Source organism: Pseudonocardia sp. DSM 110487 (assembly GCF_019468565.1).
GTDB lineage: Bacteria > Actinomycetota > Actinomycetes > Mycobacteriales > Pseudonocardiaceae > Pseudonocardia.
On the sequence record NZ_CP080521.1, the window covers coordinates 2,957,918 to 2,974,873 of the forward strand.

The 16,956-nt window shown below is 73.0% G+C and carries 13 protein-coding genes; 9 read left to right on the top strand and 4 right to left on the bottom strand.

The genetic code is table 11. From position 1 onward, the window contains the following. On the bottom strand, positions 1 to 1,641 hold the full coding sequence (locus tag K1T35_RS13630; protein ID WP_255621860.1) for an ABC transporter substrate-binding protein: 1,641 nt from the start codon (positions 1,639 to 1,641) through the stop codon (positions 1 to 3). 142 nt (positions 1,642 to 1,783) lie between these two features. Between K1T35_RS13630 and K1T35_RS13635 the strand changes: the two genes are divergently transcribed. Further along, positions 1,784 to 2,347, top strand: coding sequence for a dihydrofolate reductase family protein (locus K1T35_RS13635; protein WP_255621861.1), 564 nt, complete (start codon positions 1,784 to 1,786; stop codon positions 2,345 to 2,347). A 189-nt stretch (positions 2,348 to 2,536) separates the two neighbouring features. Here K1T35_RS13635 and K1T35_RS13640 read toward each other — a convergent pair whose 3' ends face one another. Then, the gene (locus K1T35_RS13640) at positions 2,537 to 3,139 is read right to left on the bottom strand and encodes a response regulator transcription factor (RefSeq protein WP_220260537.1); all 603 of its coding nucleotides are present in this window, start codon (positions 3,137 to 3,139) and stop codon (positions 2,537 to 2,539) included. Positions 3,140 to 3,180: 41 nt separating this feature from the next. Further along, positions 3,181 to 4,254, bottom strand: coding sequence for a LacI family DNA-binding transcriptional regulator (locus tag K1T35_RS13645; protein WP_255621862.1), 1,074 nt, complete (start codon positions 4,252 to 4,254; stop codon positions 3,181 to 3,183). 113 nt (positions 4,255 to 4,367) lie between these two features. Between K1T35_RS13645 and K1T35_RS13650 the strand changes: the two genes are divergently transcribed. From K1T35_RS13650 to K1T35_RS13685, 8 genes are all read left to right on the top strand, one after another. Further along, complete coding sequence (locus K1T35_RS13650; protein WP_220260538.1) at positions 4,368 to 5,564, top strand: MFS transporter; 1,197 nt, start codon at positions 4,368 to 4,370, stop codon at positions 5,562 to 5,564. Between the two features lie 113 nt (positions 5,565 to 5,677). Next, positions 5,678 to 7,162 carry an aldehyde dehydrogenase family protein gene (locus K1T35_RS13655; protein WP_220260539.1) on the top strand — a complete coding sequence of 495 codons (1,485 nt, stop codon included), beginning with the start codon at positions 5,678 to 5,680 and terminating at the stop codon, positions 7,160 to 7,162. A 32-nt stretch (positions 7,163 to 7,194) separates the two neighbouring features. Beyond that, complete coding sequence (locus tag K1T35_RS13660) at positions 7,195 to 8,739, top strand: APC family permease (protein WP_220262580.1); 1,545 nt, start codon at positions 7,195 to 7,197, stop codon at positions 8,737 to 8,739. After that, complete coding sequence (locus K1T35_RS13665; protein ID WP_220260540.1) at positions 8,736 to 10,298, top strand: GMC family oxidoreductase; 1,563 nt, start codon at positions 8,736 to 8,738, stop codon at positions 10,296 to 10,298. The genes K1T35_RS13660 and K1T35_RS13665 overlap by 4 nt, the downstream gene beginning before the upstream one ends. Positions 10,299 to 10,318: 20 nt before the next feature. Continuing rightward, positions 10,319 to 12,157, top strand: coding sequence for a putative nucleotidyltransferase substrate binding domain-containing protein (locus K1T35_RS13670; RefSeq protein WP_220260541.1), 1,839 nt, complete (start codon positions 10,319 to 10,321; stop codon positions 12,155 to 12,157). Between the two features lie 54 nt (positions 12,158 to 12,211). Continuing rightward, a complete protein-coding gene (locus K1T35_RS13675; RefSeq protein ID WP_255621863.1) occupies positions 12,212 to 12,640 on the top strand; it encodes a MarR family winged helix-turn-helix transcriptional regulator in 429 nt (142 codons plus the stop codon). A 77-nt stretch (positions 12,641 to 12,717) separates the two neighbouring features. Beyond that, on the top strand, positions 12,718 to 13,188 hold the full coding sequence (locus tag K1T35_RS13680; protein ID WP_220260543.1) for a hypothetical protein: 471 nt from the start codon (positions 12,718 to 12,720) through the stop codon (positions 13,186 to 13,188). Between the two features lie 86 nt (positions 13,189 to 13,274). Next, positions 13,275 to 13,604, top strand: a complete 330-nt coding sequence (locus K1T35_RS13685) for a hypothetical protein (protein WP_220260544.1) — start codon at positions 13,275 to 13,277, stop codon at positions 13,602 to 13,604. Between the two features lie 94 nt (positions 13,605 to 13,698). Here the strand turns inward: K1T35_RS13685 and K1T35_RS13690 are convergent, their stop codons facing one another. Beyond that, complete coding sequence (locus K1T35_RS13690; RefSeq protein ID WP_220260545.1) at positions 13,699 to 16,869, bottom strand: BTAD domain-containing putative transcriptional regulator; 3,171 nt, start codon at positions 16,867 to 16,869, stop codon at positions 13,699 to 13,701. Positions 16,870 to 16,956 lie beyond the last annotated feature (87 nt).

Genomic DNA, 16,956 nt, shown 5'->3' on the forward strand with positions numbered 1-16,956 from the left:
TCAGTCGCCCTCCTCTGCCAGGAATCCGGCTCGTCCCAGCCGCACGACCCCGTCGGCGTACGCCTCGATGCCCGCCACGTTCGTGGTGTACGCGGTCAGGTTGCGCAGCCGGTAGACGTAGAGCAGGGGCAGGTCCCGCTGCACGATCTGCACGACGCGGCCGTAGGTCTCGGCGCGTGCCGCCGGGTCGGTGAGCTGCGCGGCTTCGCGCAATAGCCGATCGACCTCCGGGTTGCTGTAGCCGGAGTAGTTGCTGGAGGCCTCGGTGGTGAGGAAGTTGAACATGTTCCCGTGCGGGTCGATGCGCCCCGACCAGCCGAGGTGCAGGACCTCGAAGTCACCACGCTCCTGCACGTCGAGCAGCGTGGAGTACTCGACCGGCTGGATGGCGATCTCGAAGCCCCCCGCGCGGACGCTGGCCTGCAGCGCCTGGGCGAACCGCAGGTTGTCGGCGTCGTTGCTCACGAGCATCGTGAGCCGGTACGGCGTGGGCACACCCGCCTCGGCGAGCAGCTGCTGCGCCCTCGCCGGGTCGTAGGGCTGGCAGGCCTCGCTCGCGGGCGTGGAGAACGGGCTGTCCGGGGAGATCGGCGAGCACGCGGGGTCGTACCAGTTGTTGAACACGGAGTAGACCAGCGCGGTGCGGTCCATCGACAGCGCGAACGCCTGCCGGACGCGCGGGTCGGACGCGATCGGCGTGTCGATCGGCTGCGGTGGCTCCCCGGTGCCGTCGACGTTGCCGACGTTGAACGTCACGGCCTGGTAGCCGAGCGAACCGATCTGCAGCACGCCGATCCCGTTCTCCAGCTGGAGCGCGTCGACGTCCTGCGGCGAGATCCGGTCGGCCACCTGGACGTCGCCGGAACGCAGGTTGGCGGCGCGGATGTTCGGTTCGGTCATGATCCGGTACGTGATCGAGTCCAGGTGGACCTGGTCGGCGGCGTAGTAGTTCGGGTCGCGCACCACGGTGATCGACGTCTGCGGCACCCGCTCCGCGAACCGGAAGGGCCCCACGCACACCGGCGACCGGCCGAAGTCCGCGCCCAGCTCGGCGATCGCCTTCGGCGACATCATCATCCCGGCGCGGTCGGCGAGCGAGGCGGTCAGTGGCGCGAACGGCCGCTCGTAGCGGATCACCACCGTGCTCGCGTCGGGCGCCTCCATGCCCGCGATCGGCCCCAGCTCGCCTCGGCGCGTCGAGCCTTCGAGGGTGAGGTGGCGCTGCAGCGTGGTGACCACAGCCGACGCATCGAACGGGGTGCCGTCGGCGAACCTGATGCCGGTGCGGACGGGGATCGTCACCGTGAGCCCGTCGGGCGAGATGTTCGGAAGCGCCGTGGCCAGCTGCGCGACCAGGTCGCCCTCGGCGTCGATGTCGTAGAGCTTCTCGCACATCGTGTTCATGACGTAGCGCGTGTAGAGCGACGACGACGTGGTCGGGTCGAGCCGGTCCGGCTCGCTGGACAGGGCCATCACCAGGTCGCCGCCCTGGCGGGCCGGACGGCCGTCGAACGCCACGCCCGGGACGTCCGGGCGGGGCGGCGCGGGCACCACCGGCTGCACCGGGATGCAGGCGGCGAGTGCGATCGCCAGCAGGCCTGCGATGGCCCCGGCGGCCGCGCGGCGGAGGGGGTGGGACACGGGGCGGCCCTTCGGCATGATCAATGGACCTCAGATGTATACAAAGCGGCCGCGGGCCGCAAGGTTTCCGCCGAGTTAAGCCCACTGTGAGCGTGACCGCATGGCGGCGATGAACATCGGCGGCGGCGGGAGTCCTACGGATGTGAACCGAAAACTCGTGATCACCCAGAACGTGACCCTCGACGGCTCGATCGAGATGCTGGGCGACTGGTTCGACCCGCAGGGGCAGGCCGACGTCGACAACTCCGACCTGATCGCGGAGCTGCACCGGCAGGACAGCACCGCCGACGCGTTCCTGACCGGCCGGCAGACGTTCGAGGACATGCGCGGGTACTGGCCGAAGCAGGAGGACGACGCCACCGGCATCACGGACTACCTCAACCGCGTCCAGAAGTACGTCGTGTCCTCGACGCTGACCGATCCGCAGTGGCAGAACTCCACGATCCTGGCCGGTGACCCGATCGCCGAGGTGAGTGCCCTCAAGGAGCGGCCGGGCCAGGACATCGTGGTCACCGGGAGCATCACGCTCTGCCACGCCCTCGTCCGGGCCGGGCTCGTGGACGAGTATCGGCTCTTCGTCTACCCGGTGGTGCAGGGCCGCGGCCGCCGCCTCTTCCCGGACGGCTACGAGCTGCCGCGGCTGCGGCTGATCGAGGCGAAGTCGTTCCGCGGGGGCATCACCTACTTGCGTTATGCCGCCCGGTAGCCGCGGTAGACGCAGGCGCCTGCACGAAGACCGCGACTCGCGCGCACGGAGACCGCGACTCGCGCGCACTCACCCCGCGACTCGCGGAACGTGGGGCTGCGCCCCGTCCGCGAGTCGCGCTCTGGGTGCACGCGAGTCGCGCTCTGTGTGTACGCGAGTCGCGGTCTGAGTGCGCGCGAGTCGGGGTTCCTACGGGGGCGAGCCCGAGCGCCGCTCGTCCAGCAGGCCGGCGCGGCCGGCGAGCGCGGCCGCCTCGGTGCGATTCGCGACGCCGAGGGTGCGCAGCAGGCCGGCGGTGAGCCGCTTGACCGTGCGTTCGGACACGTGCAGGGCCCGCGCGATCTGCGCCGTGCTGGCGCCGCCCGCGATGAGGGTCCACACGTGCCGCTCCTTGCCGGTGAGCTGCGGGCCCGTCCGCTGCGGCGCGGGCCGCGTCGCGGCGCCGGTGGCCGCGAGCAGCGACGGGACCAGCCCCGCGGGCGAGCGGGTCCGCAGCAGCACCCCGCTTGCGCCGGCGCCGAGGAACTCGAGGACGCCCTGGACGTGCCGGGTGAGCGCCAGGACCGGCAGGCGCGGCTGTGCCCGTCGGATGGCGGCGAGCGCGGCGAGCGGGCCCGGCGTGTCGAGCTCGAGATCGACGATCACGACGTCCGGCTGGTGGCGCCGCACCAGCATCGCGGCGGAGTCGGCGCGGTCGGTGCCGGCCACCACCCGCACCCCGCCGTCGCTGGCCGCCGGCAGCGCCTCCTCGAGGCCGCGGCGGAACAGCGGCTGTTGATCGACGATCAGCACGCGGACCACCATGCTGCCGGGTTCCCGGCACGCCGCGATTCCTATCGGTGTGCCGACCGATCGGAGGACGGAGCACGCCCGCTCGTGGTACCGACCCGCAGCGCGACGGGCAGCATGAGGCTCACCGGGTCGCCGCCGTCCACGAGATCCATCGCGGCCCGGGCCGCGGCCCTGCCCTTCTCCTCGCTCGGCTGCACGACGGTCGTGAGCCGGGTCGGGGCGAGCCAGTGCAGCTCCGCGCCGTCGAAGCCAGCGACGGACAGGTCATCGGGTACTAGGAGCCCGAGCTCGGCGGCGGCCTGGACCACACCGGCGGCGAGCACGTCGCTCTGGGCGATGATCGCGGTGGGCCGCCGGTCGGCGGGGACGTCCAGCAGGATGCGTGCAGCGGCGGCGCCCTCGTCCACGGCGTTGCTCGAGGTCTCGTAGATCGGGACCGGGCCGAAGACGTCCTCCACGCCCTCCATGCGGTGGCGCACGTCCCGGTAGTGCGCCCGCGCCCGCCGCTGCGGCGTGACCGGGCCGCGGGTGCCGTCGAGGCGCAGTGGCATGGCGATGACCTCGACCCGCCGGTGCCCGAGCTCGTACAGGTGACGGGCGAGGTCGCGGGTGCCGCCGCGGTCGTCGATGTCGATCATCGCGACGCCTTCGACGGCGGGCCCCTCCACGGCGACGATCGGCACGCCGCGGGCCTGCAGCTGCGCGAGCGCGGGATCGTCCTCGAGCCCGCAGGTGGCGAAGATCGCCGCGTCGAGCGGGATGCGCGCGATCTGGTTCGTGGACGGGCGCCCGATGTCGCCCGCGAGCAGGAGCAGCCCCACGTCGTGCGCGCTGAGCACCTCGCTGATCCCGTCGAGCAGCTGCAGGGCGACCGGGTCGCGGAATGCGTAGAGCAGTCGCTCGCCGATGAACGCGCCGACCACGCCGCTGCGGCCGCGGCGCAGCGAGGCCGCGAGGGGGTCGGGGCCGCCGTAGCCGAGCTCGGCGGCGGCGGCGAGCACCCGCTCGCGGGTGGCGGGCGCGACGCGGGGGCTGTCGGCGAACGCGAGCGAGGCCGTCGACGAGGACACGCCGGCGCGGGCCGCGACGGCGGCGAGCGTCGGACGGGTGGACACCCGGGAACCGTAGCGGGCACGGGACGAACCTGGTTGAGCCAGGCGCCTCCGTCGCGTAGCCTTAAATCGAATCGATTCGACACCACTGATCCGACACTGCGACAGGAGCCGATGTGACCACGACAGGGGCGCTGCCCTCCGCCCAGCTGCTGAGGGCGCGCACGGCCGTGGTCGTCGCCTTCGTCGCCGCGGGCCTCGCGTTCTCGTCGTTCATCGCGCGCACGCCTGCGCTGCGCGACACGCTCGACCTATCCACGGCGCAGCTGGGCCTCCTGCTGCTGTGCATGTCGGGCGGGGCGGTGGCCGGGCTGCCACTGTCGGGCCCGATCGTGCACCGCCTCGGGCCGGGCCGTGCGGTGCTCGCAGGCGCGCTGTCGATGACGCTCGGGCTGGCGCTGCTCTCCATCGGCATGTTCGCAGGGCTCGTGCCGGTCGCGGCGGTCGGCCTCGTCGCCGCCGGCCTCGGCACCGGCGTGTGGGACGTGGCGATGAACGTCGAGGGCGCCGACGTCGAGCGCAGGCTCGGCCGCTCGCTCATGCCCCGCCTGCACGCCGGGTTCAGCCTCGGCACCGTGGGCGGCGCTGCGCTCGGCGCGGCCTGCGCGGCGCTCGGCATCCCGCTCCCGGTACAGCTGATCGGCGTGGTCGTGCTGCTCCCGATCGTCGTCGCGGTGGCCGTGCGGCACTTCCTGCCGGTGCCCGAGGTCACCCCCGGGGAGGCGAAGTCGAGCTCGGGAGTACTCACGGCGTGGCGGGAACCGCGCACGCTCGTCGTCGGGCTGATGGTGCTCGCCTTCGCCTTCACCGAGGGCTCGGCGAACGACTGGGTCGCCATCGCGATGGTCGACGGCCACGGCACGAGCGAGACGGTCGGCGCGATCGCGTTCGGGTTCTTCGTGGCAGCTATGACGGCAGGCCGGATGGTCGGCGGCACGGCACTGGAGCGCTTCGGGCGCGTCGCGGTGGTGCGTGCCACCGCCGTCGTCGCGCTCGCCGGGCTCCTGCTGATGCTGCTGGGCGGGTCCGTCCCCATTGCGCTCAGCGGGGCCCTGCTCTGGGGGGTCGGGGCCTCGCTGGGCTTCCCGGTCGGCATGAGCGCCGCCGCCGACGACCCGGCCCGCGCGGCCGCCCGCGTCTCGGTGGTCAGCTCGATCGGCTACACGGCCTTCATCGCCGGCCCACCGCTCATCGGCCTCCTCGGCGAGCACGCCGGCATCCTGCGTGCCCTGTTCGTTGTGCTGGGTGCGCTGCTCCTCGGCTTGCTGGCCGCGGGCTCGGCCCGCCCCCTGCCCTCGCGTCCGCTGGACTGAAAGGCTGATTGCAGCAAAGCCACTTTCATGCCATCTGGTTGCATGAATGTGGCTTTCCTGCAACAGGAGAAGCCACCGCTTGACGTCCGGCCGTTCGCGAGGACGATCGGCGCGTGCACAGCCTCTACATCGACGGGACCTGGACTTCCGGGTCCGGCGGCAGCGCCGAAGTGATCAACCCGTTCGACGCAGGCGTGATCGAGACGGTCGACCAGGCCGGCCCCGACGACGTCGAGCGCGCCGTGGCCGCGGCCAGGGCGGCCTTCGACGGCGGCCCGTGGCCACGGACCTCCGCCGCCGAGCGGGGCGCGCTGCTGCGCCGGGTCGCCGACCTGCTGGTGCGCGACAAGGAGGAGATCGCCCGCGTCGAGACCCTCGACACCGGCAAGACGCTGGTCGAGAGCCGGATCGACGTCGACGACGTGGCCGCCGTCTTCCGCTACTACGCCGATCTCGCGGGGCATGACGCGGGCCGGCTCGTCGACACGGGCAACCCGGCGGTGGTCAGCCGCATCGTGCACGAGCCCGTCGGCGTCTGCGCGCTGATCACGCCGTGGAACTACCCGCTGCTGCAGCTGTCGTGGAAGGTCGCGCCCGCGCTGGCGGCCGGCAACACGGTGGTGATCAAGCCGAGCGAGGTCACCCCGCTCACGTCGGTGCTGCTCGTGCGGCTGCTGGAGGAGGCGGGCGCGCCGCAGGGTGTGGTCAACATCCTGCTCGGTGACGGCCGGTCCGTCGGCGCCCCGCTCACGGAGCACGATGCCGTCGACATGATCAGTTTCACCGGCGGTCTCGCCACCGGGCAGGCGATCATGCGAGCCGCCGCAGGCACCGTGAAGCGGGTCGCGGTGGAGCTGGGCGGCAAGAACCCGAACATCGTCTTCGCGGATACGGACTTCGAGACCGTCGTCGACAACGCGCTCACCGCCGTCTTCCTGCACGCGGGTCAAGTCTGCTCGGCAGGCGCCCGGCTGATCGTCGAGGACGCGCTGCACGACGACCTGGTCGCCGAGCTCGGCAGGCGCGCCGACCGGATCCGGCTGGGCAACGGCCTGGACGAGGGCACCGAGTCCGGCCCCCTCGTGTCGGCGGCCCAGCGGGCGAAGATCGAGGACTTCGTCGCGTCGGCCCACGCGGAGGGCGCGCGCCTCGTGGCAGGCGGGCACCGGCCCGAGGAACCCGACCTGCAGAAGGGCTTCTTCTACCGGCCGACGGTGTTCGCCGACGTCCGCCGCGACATGCGGGTGATCCGCGAGGAGACCTTCGGGCCGATCCTCACCGTCGAGCGCTTCACCACCGAGGACGAAGCGATCGCGCTCGGCAACGACACCGAGTACGGGCTGTCCGGTGGAGTCTGGACCGGCGACGCGGGGCGGGCCGAGCGGGTCGCCCGCGCTCTGCGGCACGGCACGGTGTGGATCAACGACTTCGGCCCGTACGTGCCAGGGGCGGAGTGGGGCGGCATGAAGCGCTCGGGCAACGGGCGCGAGCTCGGCCCCACCGGACTGGCCGAGTACCAGGAACACAAGCACATCTGGCACAACACGCAGCCGGCCCCAGCCGGGTGGTTTGGCGCTGACACCGGAGGTGGCACGTGAGTACGACGGAGCATCGCGCGGGCGACGACGGGATGGCCGAGTTCGGCTACTCCCAGACGCTCGACCGCAGCATCGGCAAGTTCGCGAGCTTCGCGGCCGGCGTCAGCTACATCTCGATCCTGACCGGCACGTTCCAGCTCTTCTACTTCGGGTTCGGCACGGGCGGGGCGGCCTACTGGTGGTCGTGGCCGCTCGTCTTCGCCGGGCAGATCATGGTGGCGCTGTCGTTCGCCGAGCTGGCCGGGCGCTACCCGGTGGCCGGCTCGGTCTACAACTGGTCGAAGCAGCTGGCCGGTCCCGCCACGTCGTGGCTGGCGGGCTGGATGATGCTCACGGCATCGATCGTCACGATCACCGCCGTCGTGCTGGCCTACCAGCTCGTGCTGCCCCAGATCTGGTCCGGTTTCCAGGTCATCGGCGACGCGGCCGATCCGACGGCGGCAGCAGCCAACGCCGTGATCCTCGGCGGGCTGCTCATCGTCTTCACCACCGTGATCAATGCGATCGGCGTCAAGCTGATGGCCCAGATCAACAGCACGGGGGTGTTCATCGAGCTCATCGCGGCCGTGCTGATTATCGTGCTGCTGGCGTTCAACATCGTGAACCCGCCGTCGGTGCTGTTCGACACCTCGGGCTTCGGCGAGGGCACGAGCATGGGCTACTTCGGCGCGTTCCTGGTCGCCGCGCTCGCGTCCGCATACGTCATGTACGGCTTCGACACCGCCAGCTCGCTCGGCGAGGAGACCGTCGACCCGCGCCGCACCGCCCCGACAGCGATCCTGCGCGCGGTCATCGCGTCGTTCGTCATCGGCGGGTTGATCCTGCTGCTGCTGATCCTCACCGCCCCCGACCTGAGCAACCCGGACTACGGCGTGAAGTCCGGCGGCGGCCAGCTGATCCTGCTCCAGGTGCTCGGCGGCCCGGTCGGCACGGTCTTCCTCGTCGCGATCGCGATCGCGATCACCGTGTGCGCGCTCGCAGTGCACACCGCGGCGATCCGGCTCATGTTCGCGATGGCCCGCGACAACGCCCTTCCCGAGGGCGCTCGGCTGGCGAAGATCGACCCGGTGCACAAGACGCCGGTCATCCCGTCGATCGTCGTCGGCGTGCTCGCGCTGATCATCCTCGTGGTGAACATCGGATCCCCTGAGGTCTTCACCGCGGTCACCAGCGTGGCCATCATCATGATCTACATCGCGTACCTGCTGGTCACGGGTCCGATGCTGCTGCGAAGGCTGCGCGGTCAGTGGCCGGATGCGGCTGCGCGAGGCAGCGGGTACTTCTCGCTCGGCAAGCTCGGGCTGCCGGTGAACATCCTCGCGGTGCTGTGGGGCGTCGTGATGTCGATCAACCTCGCGTGGCCTCGCGAAGCCGTGTACGGCGCCGGGTGGCTGGCATGGAGCGCGTTCATCTTCATCGGCGCGATCATCGTCGTCGGCCTCGCCTGGTACGGGCTCCGCGGCCGGCACCGGGTCGGCACGCTGCCGGAGCACATGGCGCAGCAGCTGGAGGAAGCGCACGAGGTGGATCCGACGCTGCCGGCGCCCGGCCCGCGGCCGGAGGGGAGCCAGGCATGACGGACCCGGGTGACGCCTTCGACTACGTCGTCGTCGGAGGCGGGTCGGCGGGCTGCGCGCTCGCCGCCCGGCTGTCCGAGGACCCCGCGGTCTCGGTGTGCCTGCTGGAGGCCGGCCCGTCCGACGTCGACGATCCGGCGATCCTCAAGCTCACCGACTGGATGGCCCTGCTCGACTCCGGCTACGACTGGGACTACCTGGTCGAGCCGCAGGAGCGCGGCAACAGCTTCCTGCGCCACGCCCGCGCGAAGGTGCTCGGCGGCTGCTCGTCGCACAACTCGTGCATCGCGTTCTGGCCGCCGCGCGAGGACCTCGACGAGTGGGCCGCCATCGGCTGCGACGGCTGGAGCGCCGACGAGTGCTGGCCGCTCGTCACGCGGCTGGAGAACAACGACGGGCCGTGGGACGGACACGGCCGGTCCGGCCCCGTCTCGATCATGCAGGTGCAGCCGGACGACCCGTGCGGCGTCGCCGTGCTCGAGGCGGCCGCCGTCGTGGGGCTGCCGACCGTCCGGTTCAACGAGGGCGCGACGGTCTGCGAGGGCGCCGGGTTCTTCCAGATCAACCGCGAGCCCGACGGCACCCGCGCGTCGTCCTCCCGGGCCTACCTGCACCCGATCATGGGCAAGCGGCCGAACCTGGAGGTCCGCACGGGGGCGTGGGCCTCGCGGGTGCTGTTCGCGGGCCGGCGCGCCACCGGCGTCGAGTACCAGCAGGACATCGGGCCGGGCCGGCGCACCGTCACCGCCCGCCGGGAGGTCGTGCTCAGCGCGGGCGCGATCGACACCCCGAAGCTGCTGATGCTGTCGGGCATCGGGCCGTCCGAGCACCTGCGGGAGTTCGGGATCGACGTGCTGGTGGACGCGCCCGGCGTCGGGGCGAACCTGGACGACCACGTCGAGGGCCTGGTGATGTGGGAGGCGGCGCAGCCCATGGTCACCCGCTCCACGCAGTGGTGGGAGATCGGCCTGTTCACCCGCACCCGGGACGGCCTGGACCGGCCGGACCTGATGATGCACTACGGGTCGGTGCCGTTCGACCTGAACACCGTCCGCTGGGGCTACCCGACCACCGACAACGGCTTCTGCCTCACGCCGAACGTCACCCGCGGGCGCTCCCGGGGCACCGTGCGGCTGCGCACCCGCGACTTCCGCGACCGGCCGCGGGTCGACCCGCGCTACTTCACCGACCCGGACGGCCACGACATGCGGGTCATGCAGACCGGTGTGCGGCTGGCCCGCCGCATCGCCGAGCAGGAGGCGCTCAAGGAGTGGGTGGCCCGCGAGCTCACCCCCGGCCCGGACGCCGTCACCGACGACGAGCTGGCCGACTACATCGCGAAGACCCACAACACCGTCTACCACCCGGCAGGCACCGCGAAGATGGGCCCGGCGAGCGACCCGGCCGCCGTCGTGGACCCGCAGCTGCGGGTGCGCGGCGTCGACGGGCTGCGGGTGGCCGACGCGTCGATCATGCCGTTCCTGCCGGCGATCAACCCGAACATCACCTGCTACATGATCGGGGAGAAGGCGAGCGACCTGCTCACCACCGAGAGGTGACAACGGGGAGGATTGCCGGCGTGGGCGACATCGTCGGCTTCCTCCGCGCACATCCGCCGTTCGCGGCGCTGGACGCCGCCGAGCTCGCGGCGCTGGCGGCCGTCGCGGAGCCGGAGGAGCACCCCGCGGGCGCGACGATCCTCGCCAAGGGCGGCCCGCCGGTCACGCACGTGCGCGTGGTGCGCACCGGCGCCGTGGAGATCGTGCTCGACGGGCGGATACTCGACCTGCTCGGACCCGGCGAGCTGTTCGGTCACGCGTCGATGCTGTCCGGGCTACCGCTCGGGTTCGCCGCCGTGGCCGTGGGTGCCACGACGTGCCTGCGCATTCCCGCCGACGCGATGCGCCCGGTGCTCGGCCGGCCCGCCGGACTGCGCTATGTGACCCGGTCGCTGATGTCCTCGGCGCTCCTCGACCCGGCGGGCACCGAGGATCGCGCCGCCGACTCCGCTCAGCGCCCGGTCCGTGAGCTGCTGCGGACACCGCTCGTCCGGGCGTCCCCCGCGCTGCCGATCCGGGAGGCCGCACAGCGGATGACGGCGTGCCGCGCGTCGGCTCTCGTCGTCCCGCTCGACGGCGGACGGCTGGGCATCCTCACCGACCACGACCTGCGTCGCGTGATCGCCGATGGCGTGGACACCGCCGCGCCCGTCAGCGCGGCGATGTCGGCGCCCGCATGGACGGTCGCCGCCGACCGCCTCGGCGGCGAGGTGCTGCTCGACATGCTCGACCGCGGCGTGCGGCACGCCCCGGTGCTCGACGCGACGGGGGAGGTGCTCGGCGTGCTCGCCGACGTCGACGTCGTCGCCGCCACCACGCGCAGCAGCTTCGGGCTGCGCGCGGCGATCGCCCGTGCCGGCTCGGTGCCGGAGCTGGTGACGGCGGCCGCAGGGCTCACCCCCACGGTGATCGCGCTGCACGACGCGCGGGTGGCGGCCACCGACATCGCGGGCATCACCTCCGTGGTGGTCGACGCGCTCACCCGGCGGCTCATCGAGCTGGTCGCCCCCGGCCCACCGCCGCGCCCGCTCACCTGGCTGGCGCTGGGCAGCCTCGCGCGGCGCGAGGCCGTCCCGTCCTCCGACGTGGACAGCGCGCTCGTCTGGGCGGGGGATGGACAGGGTCGTGCGGACAACGCCGCCGAGTACGCCCACGCGCTGGCCGAACAGGTACTGGCCGGGCTCGCGGCGTGCGGGTTCCGGGCCGACGCCAACGGGGCGGTGGCGACTAACAAGCTCTTCGCCCGCTCCTACGACGGCTGGGTGGCCGCCGCCCGCAGCTGGCTCGCCGACCCCACCCAGGAACGCGCCCCGATCCTCGTCTCGCTCGCGGTGGACGCCCGCCCGGTGTGGGGCGTGCGCGCGGGCCCGTCGGTGGCCGACGTCTTCCGCGACGCCCGTCGCCACCCCGACCTGCTACGGCTGCTCGGGCGCTACGCGCTCGCCCACCGGCCACCCACCGGCTTCCTGCGCGACTTCGTGGTGGAGCACTCCGGGCGGCGCCGCGGAAAGCTCGACCTCAAGCGCGGCGGCCTCGTCCCGATCGTCGACCTGGCCCGCTGGGCGGGGATGGCGGCCGGCGTCACCAGCGCGTCCACCCCGGCCCGGCTGCGCGCCGCCGCGGCTGCGGGCACCCTGGACGCCGGGCCGGCCGCCACCCTGGAGGAGGCATTCCACCTCGTGCTGCAGCTGCGCATGGCCCACCAGGTGGAGCAGCTGCGCGCCGGTGCGGAACCCGACGACCTGGTGCGGCCGGCCGACCTCAGCCCGGTCACCCGGGTGTCGCTGCGCGAGGCGTTCCGGACGGTCGCGACGGTGCAACGGCGGATCGACCGGGAGCTGCAGCTCGGAGTGCGGTGAAGGCAGCTCGCGCCGCACCCTGACCGGTTGATGCCGTGCGGGAGACTCTCGGCCGTGAGTACCGAGAGCGGGGCGCCGCCCACGAGCCCGTCGGTTGTGCTGCTCACGGTGGCGCACCGGATCGAGTCCGAGCTGGGTGCCGCGCTCGCCCCGCTCGGCCTCACGGTGAGCCGGCTGGGGTTGCTCGGGCACATCTCGGGGGTGCCGGGCGTGTCCTTCAGCGATCTGGCGCGGATGTCGGGGATCAGCGTCCAGAGCGTGCACACGGCGGTGAAGGCGCTGGTCGCGGCCGGGCTCGTGCGCGACAGGACGGCGCGGGCCGGGGCCGCGTCGACCATCGAGCTCACGCCGGAGGGTGCCCGCCTGCTGCGGGAGGCGATGGCCGCCGTGGACGCCGTCGACACCCAGCTCTTCGGCCCCGACGCCGATCCGGCTCTCCGGCAGGTCGGCGACGCCGTGCGTGCCGCCTTCTCCCGGCTCTAGCACTACATCCTGCGGTCGCCTTCAGGGCTACTGAAGGTCCTGCTAGCCTTCATGCAACCTGAAGCTTTGGAGGTTCCGTGGAAGGTCTGCTGCTGTCGGTGCACGTGCTCGCGGGCATCGTCTTCGTCGGGGGCTCGGCCGTGGCGGCCAGCCTGTTCCCGCGGTACGCGCCAATCGCGGCGGCGGCAGTGCCGGCCGGCGCTCCCGCATCCGGCGAGCCGGCGGGGGAGCGCAATGAAGCTGTGGCGGTGCTGCTGCACCGCATCACGCGGGTGTACGGCCTGCTCGGCATCGTCGTACCGGTCGTCGGGATCGTGCTGGGCGTCGTCCAGGGCCGCATGGCCGAGATCTGGATCAACATCGCGATGCTCCTCACGGCGGCAGCGGGCCTGCTGCTGGCGCTCGTGATCTACCCGAGGCAAAAGGCCGCGCTCGCCGAGCCGGACGGCGGTGCCCGGCTGCGCTCGCTCGCCATGTACGCCGGGATCTACAACCTGCTGTGGGCGGTCGTCGTGGTGCTGATGATCGTGCGTCCGGGCGCGGAATAGTGCGCTGTAACATCAACTTCGGGCGGTGCGATACGCCGGTATCGCGCCATCCACGGGGGTGGCGTGTGGAATATCGGGGGAAATCCATGCGCAAGATCGCCACGTTTCTCGCCGTAGTGGCGGGGATGCTTCTCATGACGGGCCTCGCCGAGGCTGCACCGCGCACCTATGAGATCAGTCGGACGTGGTCGCTCCAGAACGTGAACGGAAGCCCGACCATCGTCCCGCGCATCCAGGACGACTATGTCGAGGTCCGGTGCAAGCGTGCGGACCAGGTGGACGACTACTCGGTGAGCAACCAGGACTTCGTGGCCTGGGAAGGCGTCACCACCAACGGTCGCGCCGTTCAGGTTCAGCCTGATTTCCAGGAGTTCGGCCAGCGTCTCACGCTCACGGTGACCTGCCGGCGGGTCTGAGCTCGGCACAACAGTGCGGATGGTGCATTCACTCCTTTAATGAATGCACCATCCGCACGCTGCACTAATGGCATGCGGCATGACAGGGCTGCGGCTATGGTCGTGGCGCTGTAGATGCGGTTCGGTCGGGCACGGACGCGAGCTCGTCAGGATCGGTGACCGCGCCCCGGACGAACTCCTCCGCGAACTCACCCTCACCGAGGGCGGCGGTGGCCACTGCCGTGATCCGGTCGACGTCACCGCGCTCGGCGGGCGGCAGCGGCGCGCCGACGCTCTCCCGCGCCGCCGCGGCAGCCCCGAGCAGCCGTGCGGCGTGCCCGTGCACCCCGGTGAGCGCGATGGCGCCCGCGAGCCCTTCCAGCGCGAGCGCAAGTGCGCGCGGGTCGCCGCTGCGCCGGGCGACGGCGTACCCGGTGAGCTGGCGTCGCACTGCGCCATCGGCGTCGCCGCGCAGCTCCGCGACGAACCCCAGCTCCGCGTGGATCAGCGTGGTGGCGATGTCGGCGCCCGCTGCGACGTGCCAGTCGAGCACCTCGTGCAGGTGCCGCTCGGCCGCGTCCAGCTCCCCGGTGCGGCGCTCGCCGAGCGCGAGGCCGGTGAGGGCGTAGATGCGGCCGGGCGCGAAGCCGTGGGCGACCGCCATGTCGACGGCGCGCCGGTGCAGATCCTCCGCCTCGGCGAACCGGCGTTCCAGCAGGGCCACCCGGCCCAGCCAGGACAGCTGGTAGGAGACCTCGGCCCACAGGCCGAGCTCCTCGGCCATCCGCAGGCCTGCGCGGTGCTGCTCGGCGGCGTCGGCGTACCGGCCCGTGAGCTCGGCGATGGCGCCGAGCGCGAACGTGGTCTGCACCTGGCCCCAGCGGTCGCCCACCTCGCGGAACAGCGTGGCCGCCCGCTCGGCCTGCTCCCGGGCGCCCGCGTAGAAGGACTGGCTCACGCGGTCGGCAAGCGCGGCGGCGATGCCCCACCGGTCGCCCACGGCCTCGAAGGTGGCGAGGGCGGCGCGCGTGAGCGCCGCGGCCCTGGCATCGGCCACGGTGCTGAGCGCGTAGCCGAGGAACCACTGGGTGCGGGCCTTCGCCACCGGGTCGGCGATGGCGGACACATCGAGCGCTGCGTCGTCGGGCCGCTCCCCGTCGAGCACGCGCAGCGCGGTGAGCCAGGCCGCGGCCTGCGCGCGGGCGCCCGCAGGCGCTGCACCAGGCACGGCGAGGGCGGCGCGCAGCGACCGGACCGCCTCCCCGGTGCGCCCGCGCAGGAACCAGTACCAGCACAGCGCCTGCACCAGCCGCAACGCCTGCTCCGCGCCGTCTGCCTGCTGCACGAGGTGGTCGACGGCCGCGCGCAGGTTGGCCGCGTCCGCGTCGAGCCGTTCCAGCCAGCGCTGCTGGTCGGCGCCGCGCAGCTCCGGCTCGGCCCGCTCGGCGAGCGCGAGGTAGTGGGCGCTGTGCCGCTGCCGCACGCGTTCGAGCTCGCCCGCATCGGCCATGCGTTCGAGCCCGTACGCCGCGACCGTCTCCAGCAGCCGGAACCGTGGAGGCCTGCTCACCACAAGGGAGCGGTCTACGAGGCGGGCGAGCAGGTCGAGCACGTCGCCGGGCCGCACCCCGTCGCCCGCGCAGATCGCCTCGGCCGCCTCGAGGTCACAGCCATCCGCGTGCACGGCGATGCGCCGCAGCACCACTTGCTCGGCGGGGGTGAGCAGCTCCCAGCTCCAGTCGATCACCGCGCGCAGCGTGCGCTGCCGGTCGGGCGCGTCGCGCGGGCCGCCCGCGAGCAGCGCGAACCGGTCGTCGAGCCGGGCCAGCACCTCGTGCACGCCCAGCGCCCGCACCCGTCCGGCGGCGAGCTCCAGCGCGAGCGGCAGGCCGTCGAGCCGTCGGCAGATGGCCGCGACCGCGGGGGCAGTGCCGGCGTCGAGGACGAACCCGGGCGCCGCCGCCGCGGCCCGCTCCGCGAACAGCCGCACCGCGCTCGACGCGCGCATCGAGGCATCGTCGGCGCCTGCGGGCAGGTCGAGCGGCGGGACCTCGTGCAGCACCTCGCCCGCCACCCCGAGCGGCTCGCGGCTCGTGGCGAGAACCCGCAGGCCGGGCACGGCCCGCAGCAGTTCTCGGGCGACCACGGCGACGGCCGCGACGACCTGCTCGCAGTTGTCGAGCACTAGGAGCAGCCGCGAGCCGGCGAGCGCCTCCGCGATGCTCTCGACGAGATCGCCCGAGTCGCGCACCCCGAGCGCGGTGCCAACGGCGGCGACGACCCAGTGCTCGGCAGGGCAGGCGTCCTCCGGGCACACCTGCCGGTCGAGCCCGGCGAGCTCGACGAGACAGGCGCCTGCGGAATCCGACTCGGCGTGCTCGCGCGCCACGGCCACCGCGAGGCTCGTCTTGCCGACCCCGCCGGGCCCGGTGAGCGTGACGAGCCGCGCGGTGCGCAGCTGCTCGCGCACCCGCGCGACGGTCTCGTCCCGGCCGACGAGCTCGGTGAGCGGGGCCGCGATCGCGTGCCGCCGCGGCGCGGGCGGGCCCTGCAGCTCCGGGTCCTGCGCGAGGATGGCGCGCTGCAGAGCGGTGATCTCCGGACCGGGTTCGAGGCCGAGCTCGGAAACGAGCGCCGACCGAAGCTCGGCGAACCCGGCGAGCGCCTCACCCTGCCGGCCCGAGCGGTAGAGCGCGCGCATGTGCAGCCCGCGCAGCCGCTCACGCAGCGGGTGGCGCGCCACCAGATCGCCCAGCTCGGCGACGAGCGGGCCCAGCTCTGCGCCACCCAGCGCGAGCAGCGCCTCGGCGCGTTCCTCCTCGGCGACCAGCCGCTCCTCGTCGAGCCGCTGCGCGGCCGCGACGGCGAACGGCTCGTCGCGCACGTCGGCGAGGGCCGGGCCGCGCCACAACGCGAGCGCGTCGGAGAGCAGCGCGACCCGGTCGGACGCGTCGGAGGCATCCCTGGCCTGCGCGGTGAGCGCGCGGAACCGGTGGACGTCGAGCGCGCCGGGCTCGAGACGCAGCAGGTATCCCGGCGGCTGGCGGACCACCGCATCGTTCCCCACCGTGCGCCGCAGCTGCGAGACCTTGGTCTGCAAGGTGTTCAGCGGGTTGCCGGGCTCCTGCCCGCCCCACAGGTGCTCGACGAGCCGCTCGACGGCCACCGGACGCCCTTCGTGGACGAGGAGGTCGGCGAGCAACAGCCGGACCTTCCGCTCGGGCACCCGCACCGGGCTGCCGTCGTCGGCCCACACGGCCACCGGCCCGAGCACCCCGAATCGCACAGCGGCCACGGTATCCGCCCGCTCCGACCATTTCCGACGAGCGGCGCGTTCGTCGGATAGGTACCGACGAACGCGCCGCTCGTCGGA